The sequence below is a fragment of the Streptomyces sp. NPDC034084 genome (assembly GCF_055575535.1).
In genome coordinates this window covers 863769-882274 of the sequence record NZ_JBVISK010000003.1, presented here as the reverse complement: position 1 = coordinate 882274, position 18506 = coordinate 863769, and the positions used below count along the sequence as shown (strand labels likewise).

Below are 18506 nucleotides of genomic sequence, written 5' to 3'. Positions count from 1 at the left end.
GGACAGCAGCGGTCCTCCGGCCGTGACCGACGGTCAGCTCGGGGCGTCATCGCAGCCGACCGCGCCGGAGTCCGTCGAGCCGGTCAGCACGAGCTCCGCCCCACAGCCCAGCTCCAGCGCGACCGAAGAGCTGGCGGACGACAACATCGACCCCGAGGCCGAGGTGCTGCCCACCGCCACGGACGAACCGGCGCCTACTTTGACCGACGCTCCGTTGCCCACGGCTCCTGCCGAGCCCACCCCGGAGCCCTCCCAGACCGGGTCCGTCGCCACGCTGAGCCTGCCGCTGCTCAATGGCCCCTCGCCCGAGTCCCGCGGCGACGTGGTCGAAAGCGATCTGGGGGACGGCACTTGGCTTCTGACGCCCGGTTCGGGAGTTTCTGAACGACCCGGCCACCGTCTACCCGGTCTTCATCGACCCGACGGTCAAGAAGCACACCCAGGACTGGACCACCGCCTACAGCCGCCACCCGAAGGCCACCTTCTTCAACGGCAAGGACTTCAACAAGGGCGGCACCCACGAGGCCCGCGTCGGATTCGAGTCCGACACCTGGGGCACCTCCCGCTCGTACTTCAACATCGCTTTCGACAAGAGCCTCCAGGGCGCCAAAATCCAGAAGGCGACTCTGCGGCTGCTCGAAACCTACTCCTGGTCCTGCAGCGCGCGGTCCATGTCCGTGCACCTCACCGGCGCGATCGACGCACGTACCAACTGGCGGAACGCACCCGCCCTGACCGACGCGAACCTGGCCGCATCTCCGCGAAGCTTCGCCCACGGCTACAAGACCGGCTGCAAGGACGCGTACGAGACTTTCGACGTGAAGGCGGCGGCCCAGAAGACGGCCGACAAGGGCAAGAACCTGATCACCTTCGGCATGCGCGCCAGGGACGAGAACACCCAGTACGCGTGGAAGAAGTTCACGGCCGACGGCGACAACGCCCCGGTCCTTGAGCTGACCTACAATCGCCCGCCGACGCCTCCGACGAGCCACGACCTCGACCCCGACTTCAGGTGCACCACCACACCCCCCTACGTCAGGGTCGGCGCCTCCAGCATCACCTTCACCGCCCGCTCCACCGGCAAAGACGACAACCTCGCCTCCCTCAACTTCGCCATGTGGCCCACCGGCAAGTGGTCCACCACCGGCAACATGCTCAAGTCCACCGGAACGGTCTCCGTCGGCGCGAACACCTCCGATGCCACACGCACCACATCCGCCTTCTCCACCAGCGGCCTGACCAACAACGTCACCTACTCGTGGAACGTCCGGGCCATCGACGCCGCCGGCTCCTCCTCCGCCTACACGCCCAAGGTCCCCTGCCGCTTCATCTACGACACCCTCGCCCCCAGAACCCCCAAGGTCACCTCCACCGACTTCCCCAACGCCGACGGCACCACCAACGACAACTCCTTCGGCAACGAGCCCGAGGATTCCAACTGGTCGAAGAAGAAGTTCGGCACCCCCGGTTCCTTCACCTTCCAGGCCTTCGACAGCGACGTCGTCCGCTTCGAATACGGGTTCAACGCCAACAGCTACCCCTTCACCCTGACCCGTGCCGCCGGCAGCCCCCTCACTGTCGGCATCCTCAACGCCAAGCCTCCCGCCGCCGGGCCCAACGTGCTCTACGTGCGCGTTGTCGACGGCGCCGGCCACGTCTCCGACCCAAGGAGATACTTCTTCTACGTCACTCCAAGAGACCAAGCAGACGCCGCAGGCGACTTCACCGGAGACGGGCTGCCCGACCTCTTCTCCATCACCGCAAGCAAGAACTTGCGCCTGTTCCCCTCCCAAGGGGACAGCAGCGCCACGCCCAAGGGCTCGGGCAAGTTCGACTACTCCATGTCCGGCGCCTACCGGCTCAACCCCGACAAGGACCCCAATGGCGGCGACGGAAAGCCCGTCTTCACCGCTCCCCTGGCAGGACACTTCTCCGGCGCGCTGATCACCCACAACGGTGACTTCTACGGCGGCGACGGCCTGCAGGACCTCATCGTCCGCGTCGACGGCAAACTGTGGATGTATCCCGGCGACGGATATGGAGCCGTCAACATCACCAAGCGCCGCGAGATCCTTCTCCCGGCCAACGCCCCCTCCCCCTCATCCCTCAGTCAGATCACAGCCACCGGAGACGTCACCGGAGACAAACTCCCCGACATGTTCGCCACCACCGGCGACCAGTTGTGGGCCTTCACCGGCTACACCGGCGCCTCCTTCAAGGAGGCCCGCCTGATCACCGGCGGCACCTGGACCGACCGCGACATCGTCACCGTCGCCGACATCAGCGGAGATAACGTCCCCGACCTCCTCTTCCGCGGCCCCGTCGCCGACAAGGGACTCATCCTCCGCAAGGGCAAACCCGCCAGCGGAGGCGTCGACCTCGCCTCATTCGCCACCGAAGCAAGCTCCCTGACCGGCCAGGACACCATCTACGGCACCGGCGGATGGACAACAGACCAGATGAAGTTCGTCACCGGAACCCCCGACGTCGACCACGACGCCGACAGCACACCCGACATCTGGGCCATGGCAGCCGACGGAACCCTCTACTTCTACCCCGGAACCCGCACCAGCCACGGCGCACGCACCACCGCCAGCTGGATCAACTGGAACGGCACCCTCGCCTTCGGCTAAACCCCCACGGCGAAAGGACGAAGGGAGGGGGAAACGACCGAACCACGGTTGCCTCCCCCTCCCCCAATTCCCGACCTGACCACCAAGTGCCAGTCGGGCACAGACCCACAACCAACGCACACGCCAACGGCTTCGACCAGGAAGCGGAAAACCTCGGAGCTGCGATCTTGGGAAAACTCGAGGCCAAGGCTCGACCGACTCACCAGCGAGGTTCGGGGGGCGGGCGCCCATCCAGCCGATGAGCGGAACGGCGCCTGTAATTGGCACAGCCAATGTCGGCGCCTGCGCGAAGCCCGCGGCCAAGCGCAGCCTGGACAAGCCACGCACACGTCGCCCAGGGGGACCGCAGGCTCCGCCCCTCGGCCGGACAACCAACACGAGGGTCCGGAGCGCCGGCGGAGCTGGCAGCACCTCACCGGCTGCCCGAATCCCCCGCAGCCCTGGGAAGGATTTTCTCACTGCGCCCTACCGGCCCTCAGCTCGTCGCCAGAGGCGCGCCCCAAACTGCTCACCCGCCTTGGCCGGCTGATGGGCGACCGAGTGCGGCCCGGCTGCCTTCTGCGCGGTCGGGCAGCGCCACGCCGAGCAGACGAAAGTTCCGAAAGTGGTGGGGCCGTGCCCTGAGCTCGACATGACGGACTAGGCCGTTTCGTTTGGATCACCTGGCGGACCAGAGGAAGCCCGCAACGTGCAGTCCAGCCAGGTAGACAGTCGCTGTCTTCTCGTAGCGGGTGGCGATGCCGCGCCACTGCTTGAGGCGGTTGATGCACCGTTCGACTGTGTTGCGCTGCTTGTACGCCTCGCGGTCGAAGGCCGGCGGTCGGCCACCCATGCGGCCGCGCCGCAGCCGGTGGCCGCGCTGGTCCGCCGGGACTGGGATGACTGCCCGGATACCGCGCTTGCGCAGGTGCTCGCGGATCGCACGTGACGAATACGCCTTGTCGGCCAGCACAACCTCCGGCCGGGTCCGGGGCCGCCCGAGCGGGCGGGGAACGCGGAGGCGGGCCATCACGTCCGTGAAGGCGGGCGCGTCGTCGGCTTGTCCGCCTGTGAGGTGGAAGGCCAGAGGCCGGCAGGCGCCGTCGGCTGCGAGATGGATCTTCGTGGTCAGTCCCGGCGGCGTGCTGGTGAGCACGCACGATGGTGGAGTCCACCGAGACGACCCACTCCAGGTCTTCGCCAGCATCCGCCTGCGCTATCAGAGCGGTGAACACCCGCTGCCAGGTGCCGTCGAGGGCCCACATCCGCAGCCGGTTGTAGACACCCCGCCAGTTGCCGTACTTCTCGGGCAGGTGCACCCACTGCGACCCGGTCTGGAGTTTCCACGCGATCGCGTCGATCACTTCGCGGTGATCGCGCCATCGGCCACCCCGTCTCGGCGTCCGATCCGGCAGCAATGGCTCGATCCGTGCCCACTGCGCGTCTGTCATCGGCACATCCAGACCAGCGATCAGACGATCGGGAGGGAGCGGCTATGCCCCGGTCACGTCACCGGCCCGGCCGGTCGACGTCCACCAGTCGATCACTCGGACGGCCATTACGTCTGGCCGCAGGGCCAGAGGGTCGAGACCGAAATGATCTTTCAGCTCGTGCCGTAGGAACTCACCGATCGCGGTCTGGTCGGCGCCGGAACGCAGCCGCTGGAGCAGAGGAGCGACCATGCAGTCGTACTCGTCCTGCACATCGTCGGCGACGCCGATCGGATCCCACTCGTTGAGCAGATGCCGCAGGCCGTCCACGGCGGTGGTGTTCCCGGGTTTCATCGCCCCAGACTGCCACCCACGAACGACCGGTTCAGTACCCGACCCCCTGATCCAAACGAAACGGCCTAGTCGTCTGCCTTCTCCGGCTTCTCCAGGTGCAGGCGCAGGAAGCAGGGCTGCGGGCCATACCGGTCACCGGTCTGCTCCGCCGGCTTGGTGAACTTTACGGAGGCGATCTTGTCCAGGCCCGTCGCCGAAAGCGCATAGGTCCTGGAACTCGGCTCCACGAAGCAGCTCTTGCCCTTGAAGTCCGGTTCGCTGAACAGCGTCACACCGACCGTGCTCATCATCATGTCCCTTCGAAGGTTCGACCCGCCATGGCCGGCAAGGACGCGCGGCGGACGGCACCTCCGACAGAATAGCTTTGAGTATCCTTATTACTACACAGAGTGACAAGGGCTGTCAGGTCCCGCGCCCGCGGAACCTGCTCACCGCGCGCTCGGGGCAGGGGAAGCGGGGGATGGCGCTTCCCCCGGACCGCCGACAACCACCAGCGGAGCCAGGGGCCGCGCCAGCCCTGGCGCGATTGGTCAACCGCCAAGAATTCCGTTGGGAAGCAGGCCACCGATCAGGCCGGTCGGGTTGGCCAGGCCACCGCCACCCAAACTGCCCACGATGGGGTCCAGGAGGCCCCCCACGACAGGGAGGCCAAGGTCAACAGCAGGCGCGGGGGCAGGAGCGGGGGCGGCCTGTGCGCAGGGGGCTGCGGCAAGGAGCGCTCCGGCTGCGAGGACAGCGTAGGGAAGTTTCCTGATCATGCTCTGCGTAACGATGACTGAGCCAGCCGGACACGTACAGGGCCCAGTCGGCCTCCGTACGGGCTCAGGCCAGTACAGCAGGGAAAACTCTGCCTGCCCGGCCGGCAACCGGGGCGGCCGGCCTTGTTTCGCATCTAGATCGCGTCTCAGCCGGCACCGGAGGTGGCGCCGCTCAGGAAACGACTCCAGCCTGATCCTGGTCACACCGCGGCCGGGGCCGCGCCGCATCAGCGCCTGCGCGCATCATCGACGTGACGCAGGGGTCGCTGTTCGGCGCAGCCCCGGCAGTGTTTCGTCATGGATTTCCTGCCCATGCTCCGGTGCTGCAGTCCGGTGCGGGCGGGTTCGCCGGCCGACGGTGCCGCCCACCGACTGGAAGGTGGTGTAGTCGTCGCTGTTCTCATCAGCCCGTACCGCGACCCACAGGGCCTTGGCGGTGCCGATGACGAACACGTTGAGTCGTCCGTCCCAGCCCAGCGCGGCGGTCGGGCGCTGCAGGATCTGTCCGTTGAGCGATTCGGCGGTGGTGAAGGACTGGTAGTCGTCGGTCTGGCTCATCTGCCAGGCGGCCTGGTCCGTGCCGCGGTAGAAGTTCTCGCGGACGCAGGTGTCCCGCAGGCGCCTTGGAGGCGGTCGGAGCCGTTGACTGTGTCCAGGACCCGGACGCGTCTGCCATCGGAACCCACGCTTTATGGAGACGACAACGCCGCAATTTCATACCTCGGTTCACGCGTTCAAGCAGAAGGCACCCGTCCCGTAGAGAGGAACCGATGGGGCCTCTAACGCCCGTAGAGGTTGAAACAGAAATTGTTTCTCCCGGGTGACGAGTTGACATGGAACGGCTTTACTGGAGATAAGACCTCTAGACGGCAAGGTTCGAGGAGGGCAGCAGGTATGAACCTGTCATCTCGCAGACGGAATCAAGCCCTCGTGGTCGCGCCAGCCGCAATGGCTATGGCGCTCACTGCCGCACTGGGGACAACCGCCAACTCGAGTCAGCGACCACCTACGGCGACTCTCATCAGCAGCGTCACCTTTCAAATAACGGATCACGAGGACTTTGGAAAAAACGGGCATTGCACACGCTCCGTAGAGACGAGAAACACAGTCCGGACGCTACCTCAAGACTTCTCTCACTCCGCAAAGTGCGGCGGGGAAATAAGGGTCGAGATTCACTATCGGGCCTACATCAACTCGGATTCGTCCATCACCATTAAATACGGTCGCGTCGTCTTCTATGAGGGCACCAGTGAGGACACCCGCGATCAGGACGGCGGCCTTGCGTTCGGCTTCCCCGGACCCTCTCCCATCGTGCCGCGCGGCGAAGCAATAACTCAGTCCTACTACGTCGAGAACAACGCCGAAGGTGAGCCCGACGACCACGCCACCGTAACGGTCCACTGGAGGAACGTCCCCAATAATCAGCTCGGCAGAATCCAGATCAATTAGGTGCAGTCGACGGCGCCCACATCAATGGAGCACGCTCGAGGGCTGAAATGCGACGTATGCAATGTATCGCCTTCATGACAGTGAGCCACCTGCGGATATTCCGCTCCACGTCGGTCGCCTGGAAACAAGGCACCACCTGATATCAGTGGCCCGGCATCGCCATAAGCCACTGAGCTGCAAGAACTCGGCGCCGAACTCCTCTTCCAGGTTCTGCCCGAACGCGAGGAGAAGAACAGCGTGGCCATCGCCTCCAACGAGTGGTTCTCCGGCTGGACCAAGACCTTCACCAAGCCCTGGCTCTGCGCGGCGTCGACCGCCTCACCTTCGGCGGCCACATCATCGAAACTGCACCGCGCGACCCGCCGATGACGCTCATGCCAGCAGGTCGAGCAGAGCTGCACCGTCATCCGTGAGGCACAGGCGGATCTCCCGGCCGTGACGCAGGCGCCGCAGCAGGCCCGAGCGGGCGAGCCGGTCGCAGTGGTAGGTGGCGGTGCTGACGGTGATGTGGGCGAGACTCGCGGCTTCCGACACGGACGGTCGCCGGCGTGCGTGGCGCAGGAGGGCGGCGCGGACCGGTCCCAGTACGAGGTCGAGGCGGTCCTGCGCGGGCGGGGGGTGCGGGTCGGTGGACCGGTGTGCGAGCCGGCCCAGTCCCGGGAGCGGGTAGCCAACCCAGATCAGGTCCGGGTCCTCCGCGCTGTATGTGCAGGCGCCGAACCCGGACACCAGCGGGACGAGGACGAACCGGCGCCGCCCCGGTCCGGTGGCGTGCTGCGGGCACGGGTGCGGCAGGTGGAGGCAGCCGTCGGCGTAGCGGACAGGGGCGCCGAGGTCGTTGATGACCGTGTCGAGCGCGCCGGTGACGGAGGCGACCCCGACGCGTTCCACTTCGCGGCCCAGCAGTGCGTCCGCCTGGTGCCACAGCGGGGCGAAGGCGTCCCAGACGGCGCGCGTGAGGGTCCGGTAGGTGTCAAGGAACTCCCCCGGCCGTTCGGCCACGTGCTGCCACGGCGCGGGGATGGCGCTGCCGAACCGGTGCTCCACCTCACGGAGCAGGATGTCCGGCTCGATGCGGTCCAGCTCGTCGGTGATCGAGGTCGCGGTGCGCGTTCCGCCTCCGGTGCCGACGCCCGACGTCAGGGCGAGCGAGTCGGGTGCCCAAGGATGGCTGGAGGTGAGCAGTGCTTGCAGGGTCGCCGCGGCCGCGGGAGGTGCCGTGTCCCGGATGACGCGCCGCCACTCCGGTGGCATCCCGTGGGCGGCGTGGCCGAAGGTGTCGGCGATGAGGGAGAAGAGCGTCGTGCCCGGGAGCCTGCTGACCGAAAGTCGCAGGTCTTCCGTGGGGCCGATGGGCACGGTCGGTTCTTTGGGCATGGCCATCCCCCGATGGGTCCCCTGGGTGACCGGTCGTCCCGGTCGGCTGGGAGCCTAGGGGAACAGCTCCTCTGCGGAAGGGCGTTGGCCGGATAGTGGGGGAGAACGACCGAAACCCCCGCCGCGCGGGCGGCGGGGGCAGGGGGCCGGGCCGGTGAGCGGTCGGGCCCGGTGTGCGGTGGGGGTGGTCAGCAGGCGTTGACCCAGTCGTGCGACGAGATGTTGTCGTTCAGCGGCTCGCCGCCGCCGTTTCCGTTGTACGGGAAGCGGTCGTAGCGCATGTCCATCAGGTAGCTGCCGTTGCCCAGGCAGTACCAGGCCCCGCTCTGGTCGGTGTGCCAGAAGAGCCGCACGTCTTCGTAGGCGCCGGCGAAGCCGTTGTTGTGCACCGACGACGCCTGGTTGCGCATGTTCCGGTCGGCCCAGTTGCCGCTGTCGTCGGACCAGGTGGCCTGTCGGCCGCCCTTCCACGAGTGCTCCCACGCGTACAGGTAGCCGTCGGCCGCCGCGGTGGAGGCCCCGGCCGCCACGGTACCGGCCGTCGGTGCGGTCTCGGCATGCGCCGTTGCCGGGAACAGGCTGATCGTGGCCGTAGCCAGCGCGGTGGCCATGAGGTGGGTGATGCGGTTCTTGGACATGGACTCTCCTCGTGTGATGTCGGCTGTCGGTGCAGGGGTGAGCGACCCGCGCTGGTGCGCGCGGGGGTCCTGGGGTGGCGGACCGCCGGTCAGCGGCCCAGTACGGCACGCGCCCGCGGCAGGGCGGCGGCCCGGAGCCGCTCCACCCGCTCCACGGCGGTGCGGTGCTCACGACGGAGTTCCCGGTCGTGGTGGTGGTCGAGGCGTTGGGCGACGGCCGCCAGGCCGCTGTCGTGTGCGCACTGCGCCTCCCGGACGGCCACGCGCACCTCACGGGCCCTGTCGGGAGCGCTCTTCCCGCCGAGGAAGGCGTCCCTGGCCTCGCGCGGGGTCCGGTACGGGAAGCCGTGCTCGCGCATGCACGCCGACCAGGCCCGTACGGCTGCGGTGAACCCGGGTTCGGCGGCGACCCGCTGCCGCCTGATGCCGCCCAGGTTGCTGACGAGGGTGTTCGCCGCGTACCAGTCGGCGGCGTCTCCGTACAGGGCGCGCCAGGCCGTCACCCGGCAGCCGTTGCCGTTGTGTCCCACGACCGCGCCGCCGGGCAGTTCGGCGCGCAGCTCCTGCCCGTCGGTGGTGCCGTTGAGGGCGGTCACGGCGGCGTGGCGGCGTTCCTGGGGCAGGCCGCCGACGTACACCCGATTCGGGTCCTGGCGGCGGAGCGCCTCGACCCGCGGTTCGAGGACGCTGCCGTAGCCGTACCGCCCGGCCCACTGCGCGTCGTCGACGACGTACGGAAAGTCGCGCGCCTCGGGCAGTGGGTTCTCGGGCTTGGCCCAGTACCGGAACCCGGCCGCCGTCATACACCGGCGCTGGAGTTCCTGTTCCGCGTCGTGCAGCAGGCTCCGCCCAGCGGCGGTGGTGGCGGCGGTCCCCGCTGGTGCCGCGGCTCCGCCCTCGTCTGCCGGTGCCCCGGCGCTTACGTAGCCGGTGACGGCGAGGAGGAGGGCCGTCCCCGCCAGCGCCGTGGTCGTCAGCCGACGCCGGCCGATCCGGCCCGGCCGTCGGGAGAACGCTCTCCTCATCACTGATGTGCTCCTGACATACGTGGGTTACCAGGGCTCGATGCCTTCCGGCCGCGAACCGGTCGCGGCCTGCCCCGGTACCGAGGAGTCTCGCGGGGCGGCCCGCCGGCCCGACAGCCTTTCGAAGGTTTTCGAAACGTGCCCACGAACGGCACCGCCGCCGCCCACGCCCCGGGCTGCCCAGAAGGCGGTATGGGGGCGAGGGCGTTGTTCTTGTGTGCCGCTCACGCGTGCCCGGCAGCCGGCTCTCACAGGGGTTGGGCAAGCCCGGTGCCGTCGCATTGGAAGCACCGGCCGCCTCCCGGCGTGCTGCGGGCGCCGATGGTGCCGGCGGCGCGTCGGAAGAGCCGGGTGAGGCCCGCAGTGTGGGCCGCGTGGATCGGGAGCTCCTGCCGATGGCCGAGCGTGACCTCCAGTGCGACGCCGGGGCCGGTGAGGTGGGCGTGCATGCCTTCGGTGATCGCGCGGAGCGTCTCGTTCAGTTCGTGCATCGTCTCCGCGCCGGACAACTGCACGCGGGACGCGCGGACGGTGTCGGTGGCCGCGGTGAAGGACACCCGCCCGGCCGGGCGGGTGAGCTGTCCGACGCGGCCCACGGGGGCGGGGTGGTCTCGCCCAGGTCACTGCTGCCGTAGGGGTCACGAAGTAGTCGTCGTCGCCGAAGGCGTAGAGGAACTGCTCCAGGACGTCGTCCGGTCACTGAAGCGGGGCCACGGCCGGGTCGATGCGGAAGCGGTCGTAGCCGTAGCCGAGACCGCCGGCTCGGCGGCGCTTCATCTGGGGGCTGAGGTCTTTCAGCTTCATGCCGTCAGGTGTACCGAAGATTCCCGACGGCGTTCCCCCTGCTCCGGTTCAACCGATGCTGACACGCGGCGTGGAGGCCGCAGAACCGCCGGATCGGGTGTCTACGCGAGCCGACCCTGGAGGCGTCTCGCCGATCCTCCAGGGTCGCGCTGCCGATCGGCTGAAGCCATGGCTGGAGATCATCGCCCAACCAGGGACGGGACACAGTCGCCAGTCCCTCCCAGCTACTCGCCGCGATCAGACCGGGCAGCCTCAACTCCTTGAAGTGACCAGCTGTGGCGTGCTTCAGCCGTAGGCCAACAGTGCAGAGGCCGCGATCTGCAGCGGATGCGGGCCCTCGTTGTTGATCACTACGTAGGTGGAGGAAGGGATCTGTTTGAGGAGGTCGCTCATTGTCGCCTCGGACAGCCGACTCCCTTCGATGAAGTCCAGCCCGTCGCCGGCCGGAGCGTACACGCGCGAACTGTAGACAAAGACGACGGAGCGGCCGTCGTACACCTGAGCAACTACGAGACCGCGGCTCTCGTCACCTCCTGTGACATACCAGACGCGGCTTGTGCACAAAGCGGCCGTGAGCTGCCCCAGAACCGGCTCACCGGCGGCGTGCAGGGCGCACAGCCGGGCGATCTGGTCCTCGGGAGGGGCTGAGGGCGGGGAAGCGAGGGCGGAGGGGGGAGAGGATGCTGGTGAGGACGCTGGGGCGGTGGGATGGGGTGTCTTGGCGGGTGCGGGAGGGGGCGTGGTCTCGTCGGATCTTTTGAGGCGGTAGGCGCCCGGGGAGCCCGGGTTGATGTGGATCACAGCCTGCGGGGAGAGGGCCGAGAGCAGCTCCGCGCCGGACATCTGGGTGGTCGCGACCCCATCGGGCACGTGAATCGGTGCGGTGAAGATGGCTGTCTCGCTGGGTTTTCTCCGGAACATCTTCCTGGAAAGGGCCGAGCTGGCCACCGCGACCGTCGCGGGCTCGAGAGCCTGCACCACCGCCTCCTGGGACCCATAGCCGGTGCTGGCCAGCTGGACGGCCTCGTCCACGGCATCCGTAGGCGGTGGGAAGCAGAGTGCGACAGGCGTGGGGCGGTAGCGTTCGTTGGCCATGTAGTCGGTGATCTCACCGTCGGCGTCGATGCGGAACGCGCCTCGGACACCGTGCCCAGGTACCTCGCCCTGCGGGTCGAAGGCGGGGTCGACCGCGTACAGATGCCCTCCGGGCATCCGTCGCGCAGCGGCCCTCATCTCCTCGGTGACCGGCGGGATCTCGGCCTTGACCTCATCAGCGGTTCGTATGCCTGGCATGGACGGTTCTTCCTGCCGGGTGTCCAGGCGGTATCGGGCGCGAACCTCCCGCGCCCGTCCGTCCTCCCCCGCTCTGCGCAGGGCAAGCGACAGATTGTGCGCGGTGGTCTTGATGCCGTCCACCGTTTCCTGCGGATCCTGGTCCTCCTTGAGGACCAGTGCTTCTTCGAGAAGGCTCACTGCGTGCGCCGCGTTGCCGAACTCGCCGTGCCATGCACCGAGGTTAGCCAGCGCGTTCGCCAGTTCCCCTGCTGCCCGCGGCTCGCCGTGCAGGCTGCGAAGTATGTCGACGGCCTCCTCCAAGTCTCGGCGCGCGGCCTCGGCGGAACCGGTCTCGGCGAACGTCGCCCCAGACTGGCCGAGCGCGGCCGCCAGGTCCAGGACGGCGTCGGGGTCCAGCGCGGCAAGTCCCCGCTGTACGTTCACCGCTTCCTCTACATGGGGGATGGCCTGGTCTGCCCGGCCGAGATCGCGGAGGACAGCTCCGTACGAGCGCAGTGTCCTCACGAGGCCGTACCCGGTGCCTGGCCGGTTGTCGACCGCGAGATGCTGCCGGTAGGCGGAGAGCGCTTCGGCGAGATGCGGTGCCGCCTGCTGTGGGCGCCCTACCGCCCGGAGCTTTATGCCGTAGTCGGCCATGGCCGCGGTCAGCTCCAGGTCGTGGCGGCCGGGGTCGCTCTCTGCGGCGTCGTGGTACAGCTGCAGCGCCTCACCGGAGCAGTTGGCGGCGGCAGCGGTCTGTCCGACGTCGAACAGCCGCTGGGAGTGTCGGCTCAAGACTGCCGCACGTTGCGCGGTGTCCAGAGGGTCGGGAGAAGACAGCGTCGCCCATGCGCTCTCGGCCGCCGCGGTGCTGAGTACGAGCGCGGCGTCGTTCCGGCCGGCCGTGGCCAGATCGCCGCTCGCCCGGGATATTCGTAAGGTGATGTGTCCACTGGCCGCTGCCTCCCCGGTCTCGCACATCCGGCGCACCAGGGCCACTGCTTCCTCCGCGGCACGGGAGGCGCCCTGGACGTCGTCGATCCGTCGCAGGTCGCGGGCGTGCTGGGCGAGTCTCGCCAGTCGGTCGCTCGTCTGCCAGGGCCCCGTGCCCAGCCATGCCAGCCGCTCCGAGTGGAGGAGTTTGTCGGAGATCGCGAGGGAAATCCTCGTCCGGCTGTTGCCGGCCGGGGCGGCACCGAGGAGGAGGTCGAGTGCCTCCAGTTCGGGGAAGGCCAGGCGGGACATGTCAGAGGCTGTGCCTCCTGCTGCGACCGCTGCCAGAATCTGCTGCTCGAACCTTTCAGGGGCTGTGTCCAGCGCTGATGGTGCAAAGCCGCGGGGGTGTTCGAGGATCAGGGTGCGTACGACGTTGCCGAGGCAGCGGGAGACCTCCGCCAAGGTGGTGGGTTCTTCGTCCGCCGTCGTCAGTGCTCTGATGAGGACGCGTGCGCAGTGCCTGCCTTCGAACCAGTCGTCCGTGGCGCACAGGGCGCGCAACAGATGCTCGGCTTCGCCGTCTGAGCGGCTGTCGGCCGCCAATGTGTGCAGTACCGAGTCGGCCAGGCGGTCCGGCCCGGGTGCCCTCCAGAGCGAGCGGTCACCGTCTGGGTAGATGACCTGGAGTTCTCTCGCCATCCTGGCGAGATTGCTGTCCGGTGTCGTCTTGTCGATGCGGCGCAGAGTCCGCAGGGCGGACGGTTCGTCCGGCGGGGCGTGCAGGCAGACCAGGGCGAGAAGTAGACGCGCGTGTTCGTGGCTGACGGGGACACCGGTGGCGGTGAGTACGCCTGCCACGTAACGCTGTTCACGTTCGAGCAGCCCTGTGATCGGGTGCTCCCGATCGGGCAGCGAAGTGGTCCGGCCTTCCACGGTGTCGAGGACGCGCAGCAACGCCGCGGCGTACAGATGCAGTGTGGTGGGGACGGTGGTGGGGCGGTCGCCGCCGATCCCCTGCGCCGAGCTTGCAGCCACGCTCATGCCGGCCTGCTTCGCGGCCTGCAGGAATCCGCCGGTCGCGTCGCGCCACAGCGCGCCCAGTTCGGTGGCCCCCATCCCTTCGGTGAGGGGTGGCAGCCGTACAACTCGTCGTTCGATCCAGTGATGGCGGTGGCTGCCGATGGACAGTTCCTCCCACCACTCTCCGGTGTCCCGGGCGAGCAGGAGCAGCTTGACGAGTGGTACCTCGTGCATGGCGGGAAGTTCTGTGATGGTGTGAAGCAGTTCCTCGATCCGCGACCGGTGTACTTCTGCGGAGTCGACCACGAGAAGGGCCCGTCCCGACAAACGGGGCAGCGCTGCGACGGCGGCGAGTTGCCGGTCCCAGCGGCGGGCCGCCCGGGAAAGTGAGCCGACCATCGCCTCCGCGCCGACGGTGTGCGGGGCGGAGGCGCGCTCGAGGTCGAGGATGCCGGCCGTCCAGCCCAGGTCCCTGAGCCGGGCGCAGACCTGGCGCGCCAGGGTGGTCTTGCCCTGGCCGGAGGGGGCACAGACGAGCCGTGCCACGGTGCCCCGGCCCTCGCGGGCCCACTCCACGAGGTCCGCTTCCTCGGGCCGGCTCACCAAGGGGTGCAGTGCGGCCTCGGGGGTCAGCCAGGTCCAGGGCCGTGACGTCGGGGCGATAGGTTCAGGGCCGAAGAGCAAGCGTTCGGCATCGGCGCGAGAGCGGGGCGCGGCGGGTTCTGCGTGACCGCCGTCGGCGTAGTAGATGACGATGTTCCCGTCGCCGGTCACCACGACGGAATCGATGATGTGCTCGGCGGCGACCCAGCGACCACCTGTGGGCGAGGGCTCGGAGGTCACCTGTTGATCCGGTTGTTGTCGCCGGTGACGATGGCACTGTTGGACATCTGCTCGACGCTCACGGCGCGCTCGCCGGTCGCCGCGACGCGGGCGCCCGACTGGGCGAGCAGCGTCGCGAGCTCGGCGGCCAGCTCGGGCTCGGCTTCGAGAATGCGGCGCAACTGGCCTCGCAGGGCCGCCTGGGAATCCGCGTCCTGAGGGTCTTCTGCCACGTCTCGGACGGCGGATTCGAGTTCCGCCCGGCGCCGATTGCGGCGCGTGAACCTCTGCAGGATCTCCCGCCCGAGCGACACGGTGGCGTCCGCTGCCTGGTCTCTGGCGCGGGTGAGTACGGCGGTCCCGTAGGTACTGATCGCGGTGACGACGTAGGGCGTGATCTCCGCTGCGGTCAGGCTGGCATCCATAAGCGATCCCCCGCTCCACTCGAACGACGCGGTCCCAAAGGGACCACGCAGGTCCTCGCCATTCCACGGTAGTGCCGGCTCCTGTGGGAAGCCACTCCCCCAGCACGTCACCGGGGCCGCAGCCCCGGGCGAACGCGCCCGTTTTGGTTATGGCCGGGGCGCCCCAGGGAGCGTCTGCCGAGCGTGATGCGAGCGCTGGCGCAGTAGCAGTCGGACCCTTGTCGTAGTGGATGGTGATGGCGCGCCCCCTGCTTGAGGCGATGGGAAGCGGGGTTGCACGAGTCACGCTGCCAGATGGTCGGCTTTGCGGAACGGGTAGATGCCGCTTACGGCCCCCTTGGCGTCCGACGAGCTGGTCGGTGCAGTTCAGGGGAAGACGAGCTGTTCTCCGAGATCTGCACACCGGCCGCTTCACTACATCGGACGTGGTCTCAGCCTGGAAAAGATCTTGGAAGCAGTAGGTGCGTCCCAGACGGCCACATGCCTCGTCCGGATGGAATCTTTCTCTCTTGTCGGGGATCGGCGCTGGTCACATGGGGTGAAAGGGCACCGTTTCCCGGCCCCGGGCGGAAGGCGTTGATGGGGATGTGACTACCTCAACCACCGCCCCGATACTGCCCGCGATCCTCGCCGCCCCCACCCCTCCCACCGTGCACGCCTCGGGCGCGGACACCGCGCCCGGCTCATAGTTATCGACTCCTGCACCACCCTCGGCAACACCCTGGTCGTCCGCCTCGCCGGGAACATCGACCGCTCCAGCACCGCACCGCTGTGGGCTCTGCTGGCCTCGGCCGCCGACCACGGCTACACGGGCCTCGCTGGACACCTCGCGGGTCACCTTCTGCGACTCCGGCTTCCTTGCCATCCTCCGCTGATGGCGCTGGCACCGACGTCGCCTCAGACTCGCAAACCGCTCCCGGGCCGTTCAGCGCCTTCTGAACGCGCCCGCCGCACTGGGGCCGCAGCCGGCCCGGGCCAGCAAGATCCACCTGGCTTGCGACGACCAGGGCCGCCCGCTCGCGTTCACGGGCACGGGCGGGAACGTCAACGACTGCACCCAGTTCGAGGCGGTCATGGCCCGGATCAAGGTCGCCCGGCCTGGGCCAAGACGCCCTCGCACTCGGCCCGACCGTGTGGTCGCGGACAAGGGCTTCTCGGCCCGCCAAATCCGTACCTACCTGCGGCGACGCGGCATTGCCTGCACGATCCCGGAACCAGATCAACGGTCGCATCCGCTGCGGCGAGACCCGCTGCCGGCTCGACCAGGCCGCCTACGGTCTGTGTGGGAGAAGGGCGTCGCCGGTGCGGGCGAGTGCCGTGTACGCGGCCCAGGCGTCCAGGAAGGGCGGGACGACCGTGCGGCGGGGGCCGACGGCGGTAAGCAGGAGAGCTGACCGGACGTCGGCGGGCGGGACGGCGGGGAAGGCGGACAGGAGCAGTGCGACGGCGCCGGCCACGAACGGGGCGGCCGCGCTCGTGCCGGTGACCGCCAGCGGGCGGCCGTCGACGCCGAGGCCGACGACTCCCTCGCCCGGAGCACCGAGGCCGCGTGCGCCGATCGAACCGCCCAGATTTGAGAGGTTCATCGGCCGGCCCCGCCGGTCGTACGCGACCACGGGGACGGTCCACGGGTGGCGGGTGAGGACGGAGGTGCCGACCACGCCCTGGTTCCCGGCGGCCACGATCGTGATCACGCCTCGGCTGGCCGCGTGGTCGAGCGCCCACTCCAAATCGCGGTGGTCCGTGCTTGAGGGGCGGTCGGGCGCGACGCTCAGGTTCAGCACCCGGGCGCCAGCGTCGACGCATTCGACGATGGCGGCAGCGAGGTCCTCCGGCCGCGCGGCCGGGGTGACCGGGACGGTAGGAGAGGCGGGTCGGCCGGTGACGCGAGCCGCCCCGAATATGGGGCGCAGCAGAAAGGTGCAGCCCGGGCAGATGCCGGGCGGCCGCGAGGTCCGGTCGGCGCCGAGGAGTCCGACGACGTAGGTGCCGTGGCGGCAGGATGCGTCGTCGCCAGTCGGGCGGCAGGTATCGTCACCCTGCCTGCCCTGGCCGCCGGTCCCGCCGGGCAGCACACGCAGCTGTCCGCCGGCGAGTCCCGGGTGGCTGAGGGCGACGAGGCCGTCGACCACCGCCACGACGATCTCCGGCCGGCCGGCGCCGCGCGCCATCAGGCGCGCGAGCCCGGTCTGTTCCAGCGGTTCCGCCATCGCACCGTCCTGGGTGTGTCGTCATCCTCGGGCAGGCCGTGCTCACCAGACGTTCACGGCGACGCGGTGCGACGGACCGTCGGAGCCGGGATTGGTGCACCCCTGGCGGCAGTCCTTCAGGCACTCCCGGCACCGGAAGCCGTAGGGGTTGCCACGGCATGCCGAGCGGCAGATGAAGGGGCACTCCACCATGCTGCAGAATCCCGCCGAATCGTCCTGAGGGATGACGGCGGACACGCGGCGGCCGGCACGGCCACCGTCGGCTGTCCGATAGTGTCCACCGGTCCGCTGGAGCGCCGATTCGGCGGTGAAGCCCGGAACACTCATATCTCACACCTCCTTGGTCCGGCGCCGGTCGGGCGGCACAGATCAACGGTCGTAATAGGGGGCAAGCTTGTTCACCAGGAACGGGAAGACTTCGGTCACGTCCACCCGGACGAAAAACTTCTCGGTTACGTCCGTCTGGCGGCCGGTGTAGGAGAGCACGACGTCGAGGACCCGGCGGGCACCGCTCAGCCGGGACTCGCGGAAGAAGACCCCGCTGAGGCCCGCGTCGGCGGCAAAGGCCTCCACAGTCTTCTCATAGATGCGGGGGTACCGGACCGCGAGGTAGTTGATGGCGCGGTGCTCGTCGGTGTCGCCCGCGTTATCCCCCAACTGCATGACACGGCGCAACAGTTCGTTGGACGACCGGGTGAACCATTCGTCGCTCGTCCCCTCCGGCTTGCCGATCTCCGCGATCAGCTCGTCGCTTGTGAAGGAGTAAACCTGCTCGAAGGCCACGACCGGGAGGGTCAGGCCGTTGCAGAGCGACGGCGGGGCGAGCGGCCCCCGGTGTCCGATGACCACATCCAGATCGGTGCCCTTGGGTTCGGGGCGGACGGCTTCGACGAGCCGGTCGAAGTCCACGGGATCCCGGGGCCGGAGGATGTACGTCTCCATGCCCTGGACGCTCAGCACGTAGCACAACTGCCGTGCGAGGTAACGGTTCTCCGGCCGCGCGATGGCCGCGCAGACGGCTTGCCGGTCTGTCATGTTCGCGTTCGCGGACCGGGCCACCGCCTGGGCGACCTCCTTTTCGACCGCCAGGCTCGGGGCCCGGAAGTCGACCTGGCCGATCACGTACACGTAGTTGTTGGCGGTATCCGGGGTGACCTGCTCCGACCGCGCGGCCCCGCATTCGGCACACGTCGGGACGATGGCGGCCTCAGTGGCGGCCAGCTCCAGGGCTGGGTCCGGATGCGCTGGGTACTCCTGGGCGATCGGCGAGTCCGTCGCGGGACCGGCCGGGAGGTCCGCCGGGAGATCTGTCGGGCAACTTGTCGGGAGGTCCGCTGGGGGTTCCTGCGGGTGGTCCATGGGTGACTCCTT

The 18506-nt window shown here is 68.7% G+C and carries 13 protein-coding genes and 3 pseudogenes; 4 read left to right on the top strand and 12 right to left on the bottom strand.

The window, feature by feature from the left end; genetic code table 11:
- Positions 1-380: 380 nt before the first annotated feature.
- Entirely contained in the window at positions 381-2633 is a 2253-nt protein-coding gene (locus ACZ51I_RS15035; protein ID WP_468875659.1) for a DNRLRE domain-containing protein, read from the top strand.
- 658 nt (positions 2634-3291) lie between these two features.
- Here the strand turns inward: ACZ51I_RS15035 and ACZ51I_RS15030 are convergent.
- The 4 genes and pseudogenes from ACZ51I_RS15030 to ACZ51I_RS15015 form a co-directional block, all read right to left on the bottom strand.
- Positions 3292-4063, bottom strand: a pseudogene (locus ACZ51I_RS15030) (IS5 family transposase).
- 42 nt (positions 4064-4105) lie between these two features.
- Positions 4106-4396, bottom strand: coding sequence for a hypothetical protein (locus tag ACZ51I_RS15025; protein ID WP_468875577.1), 291 nt, complete (start codon positions 4394-4396; stop codon positions 4106-4108).
- A 65-nt stretch (positions 4397-4461) separates the two neighbouring features.
- Positions 4462-4683 (bottom strand): hypothetical protein, encoded by a 222-nt coding sequence (locus tag ACZ51I_RS15020; protein WP_468875575.1) that lies wholly within the window; start codon positions 4681-4683, stop codon positions 4462-4464.
- Positions 4684-5397: 714 nt separating this feature from the next.
- Positions 5398-5772 carry a DUF8189 domain-containing protein gene (locus ACZ51I_RS15015; RefSeq protein WP_468875657.1) on the bottom strand — a complete coding sequence of 125 codons (375 nt, stop codon included), beginning with the start codon at positions 5770-5772 and terminating at the stop codon, positions 5398-5400.
- 276 nt (positions 5773-6048) lie between these two features.
- Between ACZ51I_RS15015 and ACZ51I_RS15010 the strand changes: the two genes are divergently transcribed.
- Entirely contained in the window at positions 6049-6603 is a 555-nt protein-coding gene (locus ACZ51I_RS15010) for a hypothetical protein (protein WP_468875573.1), read from the top strand.
- A gap of 171 nt (positions 6604-6774) precedes the next feature.
- Positions 6775-7016: pseudogene (locus ACZ51I_RS15005) on the top strand (ATP-binding protein); the annotation flags it as partial.
- On the opposite strand, the gene ACZ51I_RS15000 reads toward ACZ51I_RS15005, so the two are convergent.
- From ACZ51I_RS15000 to ACZ51I_RS14975, 6 genes are all read right to left on the bottom strand, one after another.
- Positions 6976-7980 carry a hypothetical protein gene (locus tag ACZ51I_RS15000; protein ID WP_468875571.1) on the bottom strand — a complete coding sequence of 335 codons (1005 nt, stop codon included), beginning with the start codon at positions 7978-7980 and terminating at the stop codon, positions 6976-6978. The pseudogene ACZ51I_RS15005 and the gene ACZ51I_RS15000 sit on opposite strands and share 41 nt — an antisense overlap.
- 188 nt (positions 7981-8168) lie before the next feature.
- Complete coding sequence (locus ACZ51I_RS14995) at positions 8169-8618, bottom strand: hypothetical protein (protein ID WP_468875569.1); 450 nt, start codon at positions 8616-8618, stop codon at positions 8169-8171.
- A gap of 89 nt (positions 8619-8707) precedes the next feature.
- Complete coding sequence (locus ACZ51I_RS14990; RefSeq protein WP_468875567.1) at positions 8708-9643, bottom strand: hypothetical protein; 936 nt, start codon at positions 9641-9643, stop codon at positions 8708-8710.
- A 248-nt stretch (positions 9644-9891) separates the two neighbouring features.
- Positions 9892-10239, bottom strand: a complete 348-nt coding sequence (locus ACZ51I_RS14985) for a hypothetical protein (RefSeq protein WP_468875565.1) — start codon at positions 10237-10239, stop codon at positions 9892-9894.
- 493 nt (positions 10240-10732) lie between these two features.
- Positions 10733-14521: a type VII secretion system-associated protein gene (locus ACZ51I_RS14980; protein ID WP_468875563.1), complete on the bottom strand. Its 3789-nt coding sequence runs from the start codon at positions 14519-14521 to the stop codon at positions 10733-10735.
- Complete coding sequence (locus ACZ51I_RS14975; RefSeq protein ID WP_468875561.1) at positions 14518-14925, bottom strand: hypothetical protein; 408 nt, start codon at positions 14923-14925, stop codon at positions 14518-14520. Before ACZ51I_RS14975 ends, ACZ51I_RS14980 begins: the two co-directional genes overlap by 4 nt.
- 935 nt (positions 14926-15860) lie before the next feature.
- Between ACZ51I_RS14975 and ACZ51I_RS14970 the strand changes: the two are divergent.
- Positions 15861-16130 (top strand): annotated as a pseudogene (locus ACZ51I_RS14970) (transposase); the annotation flags it as partial.
- Between the two features lie 66 nt (positions 16131-16196).
- Here the strand turns inward: ACZ51I_RS14970 and ACZ51I_RS14965 are convergent.
- Both ACZ51I_RS14965 and ACZ51I_RS14960 read right to left on the bottom strand, forming a co-directional pair.
- The gene (locus ACZ51I_RS14965; RefSeq protein ID WP_468875559.1) at positions 16197-17135 is read right to left on the bottom strand and encodes a S8 family serine peptidase; all 939 of its coding nucleotides are present in this window, start codon (positions 17133-17135) and stop codon (positions 16197-16199) included.
- A gap of 369 nt (positions 17136-17504) precedes the next feature.
- On the bottom strand, positions 17505-18494 hold the full coding sequence (locus ACZ51I_RS14960) for a cyanobactin maturation protease PatG family protein (RefSeq protein ID WP_468875557.1): 990 nt from the start codon (positions 18492-18494) through the stop codon (positions 17505-17507).
- Positions 18495-18506 lie beyond the last annotated feature (12 nt).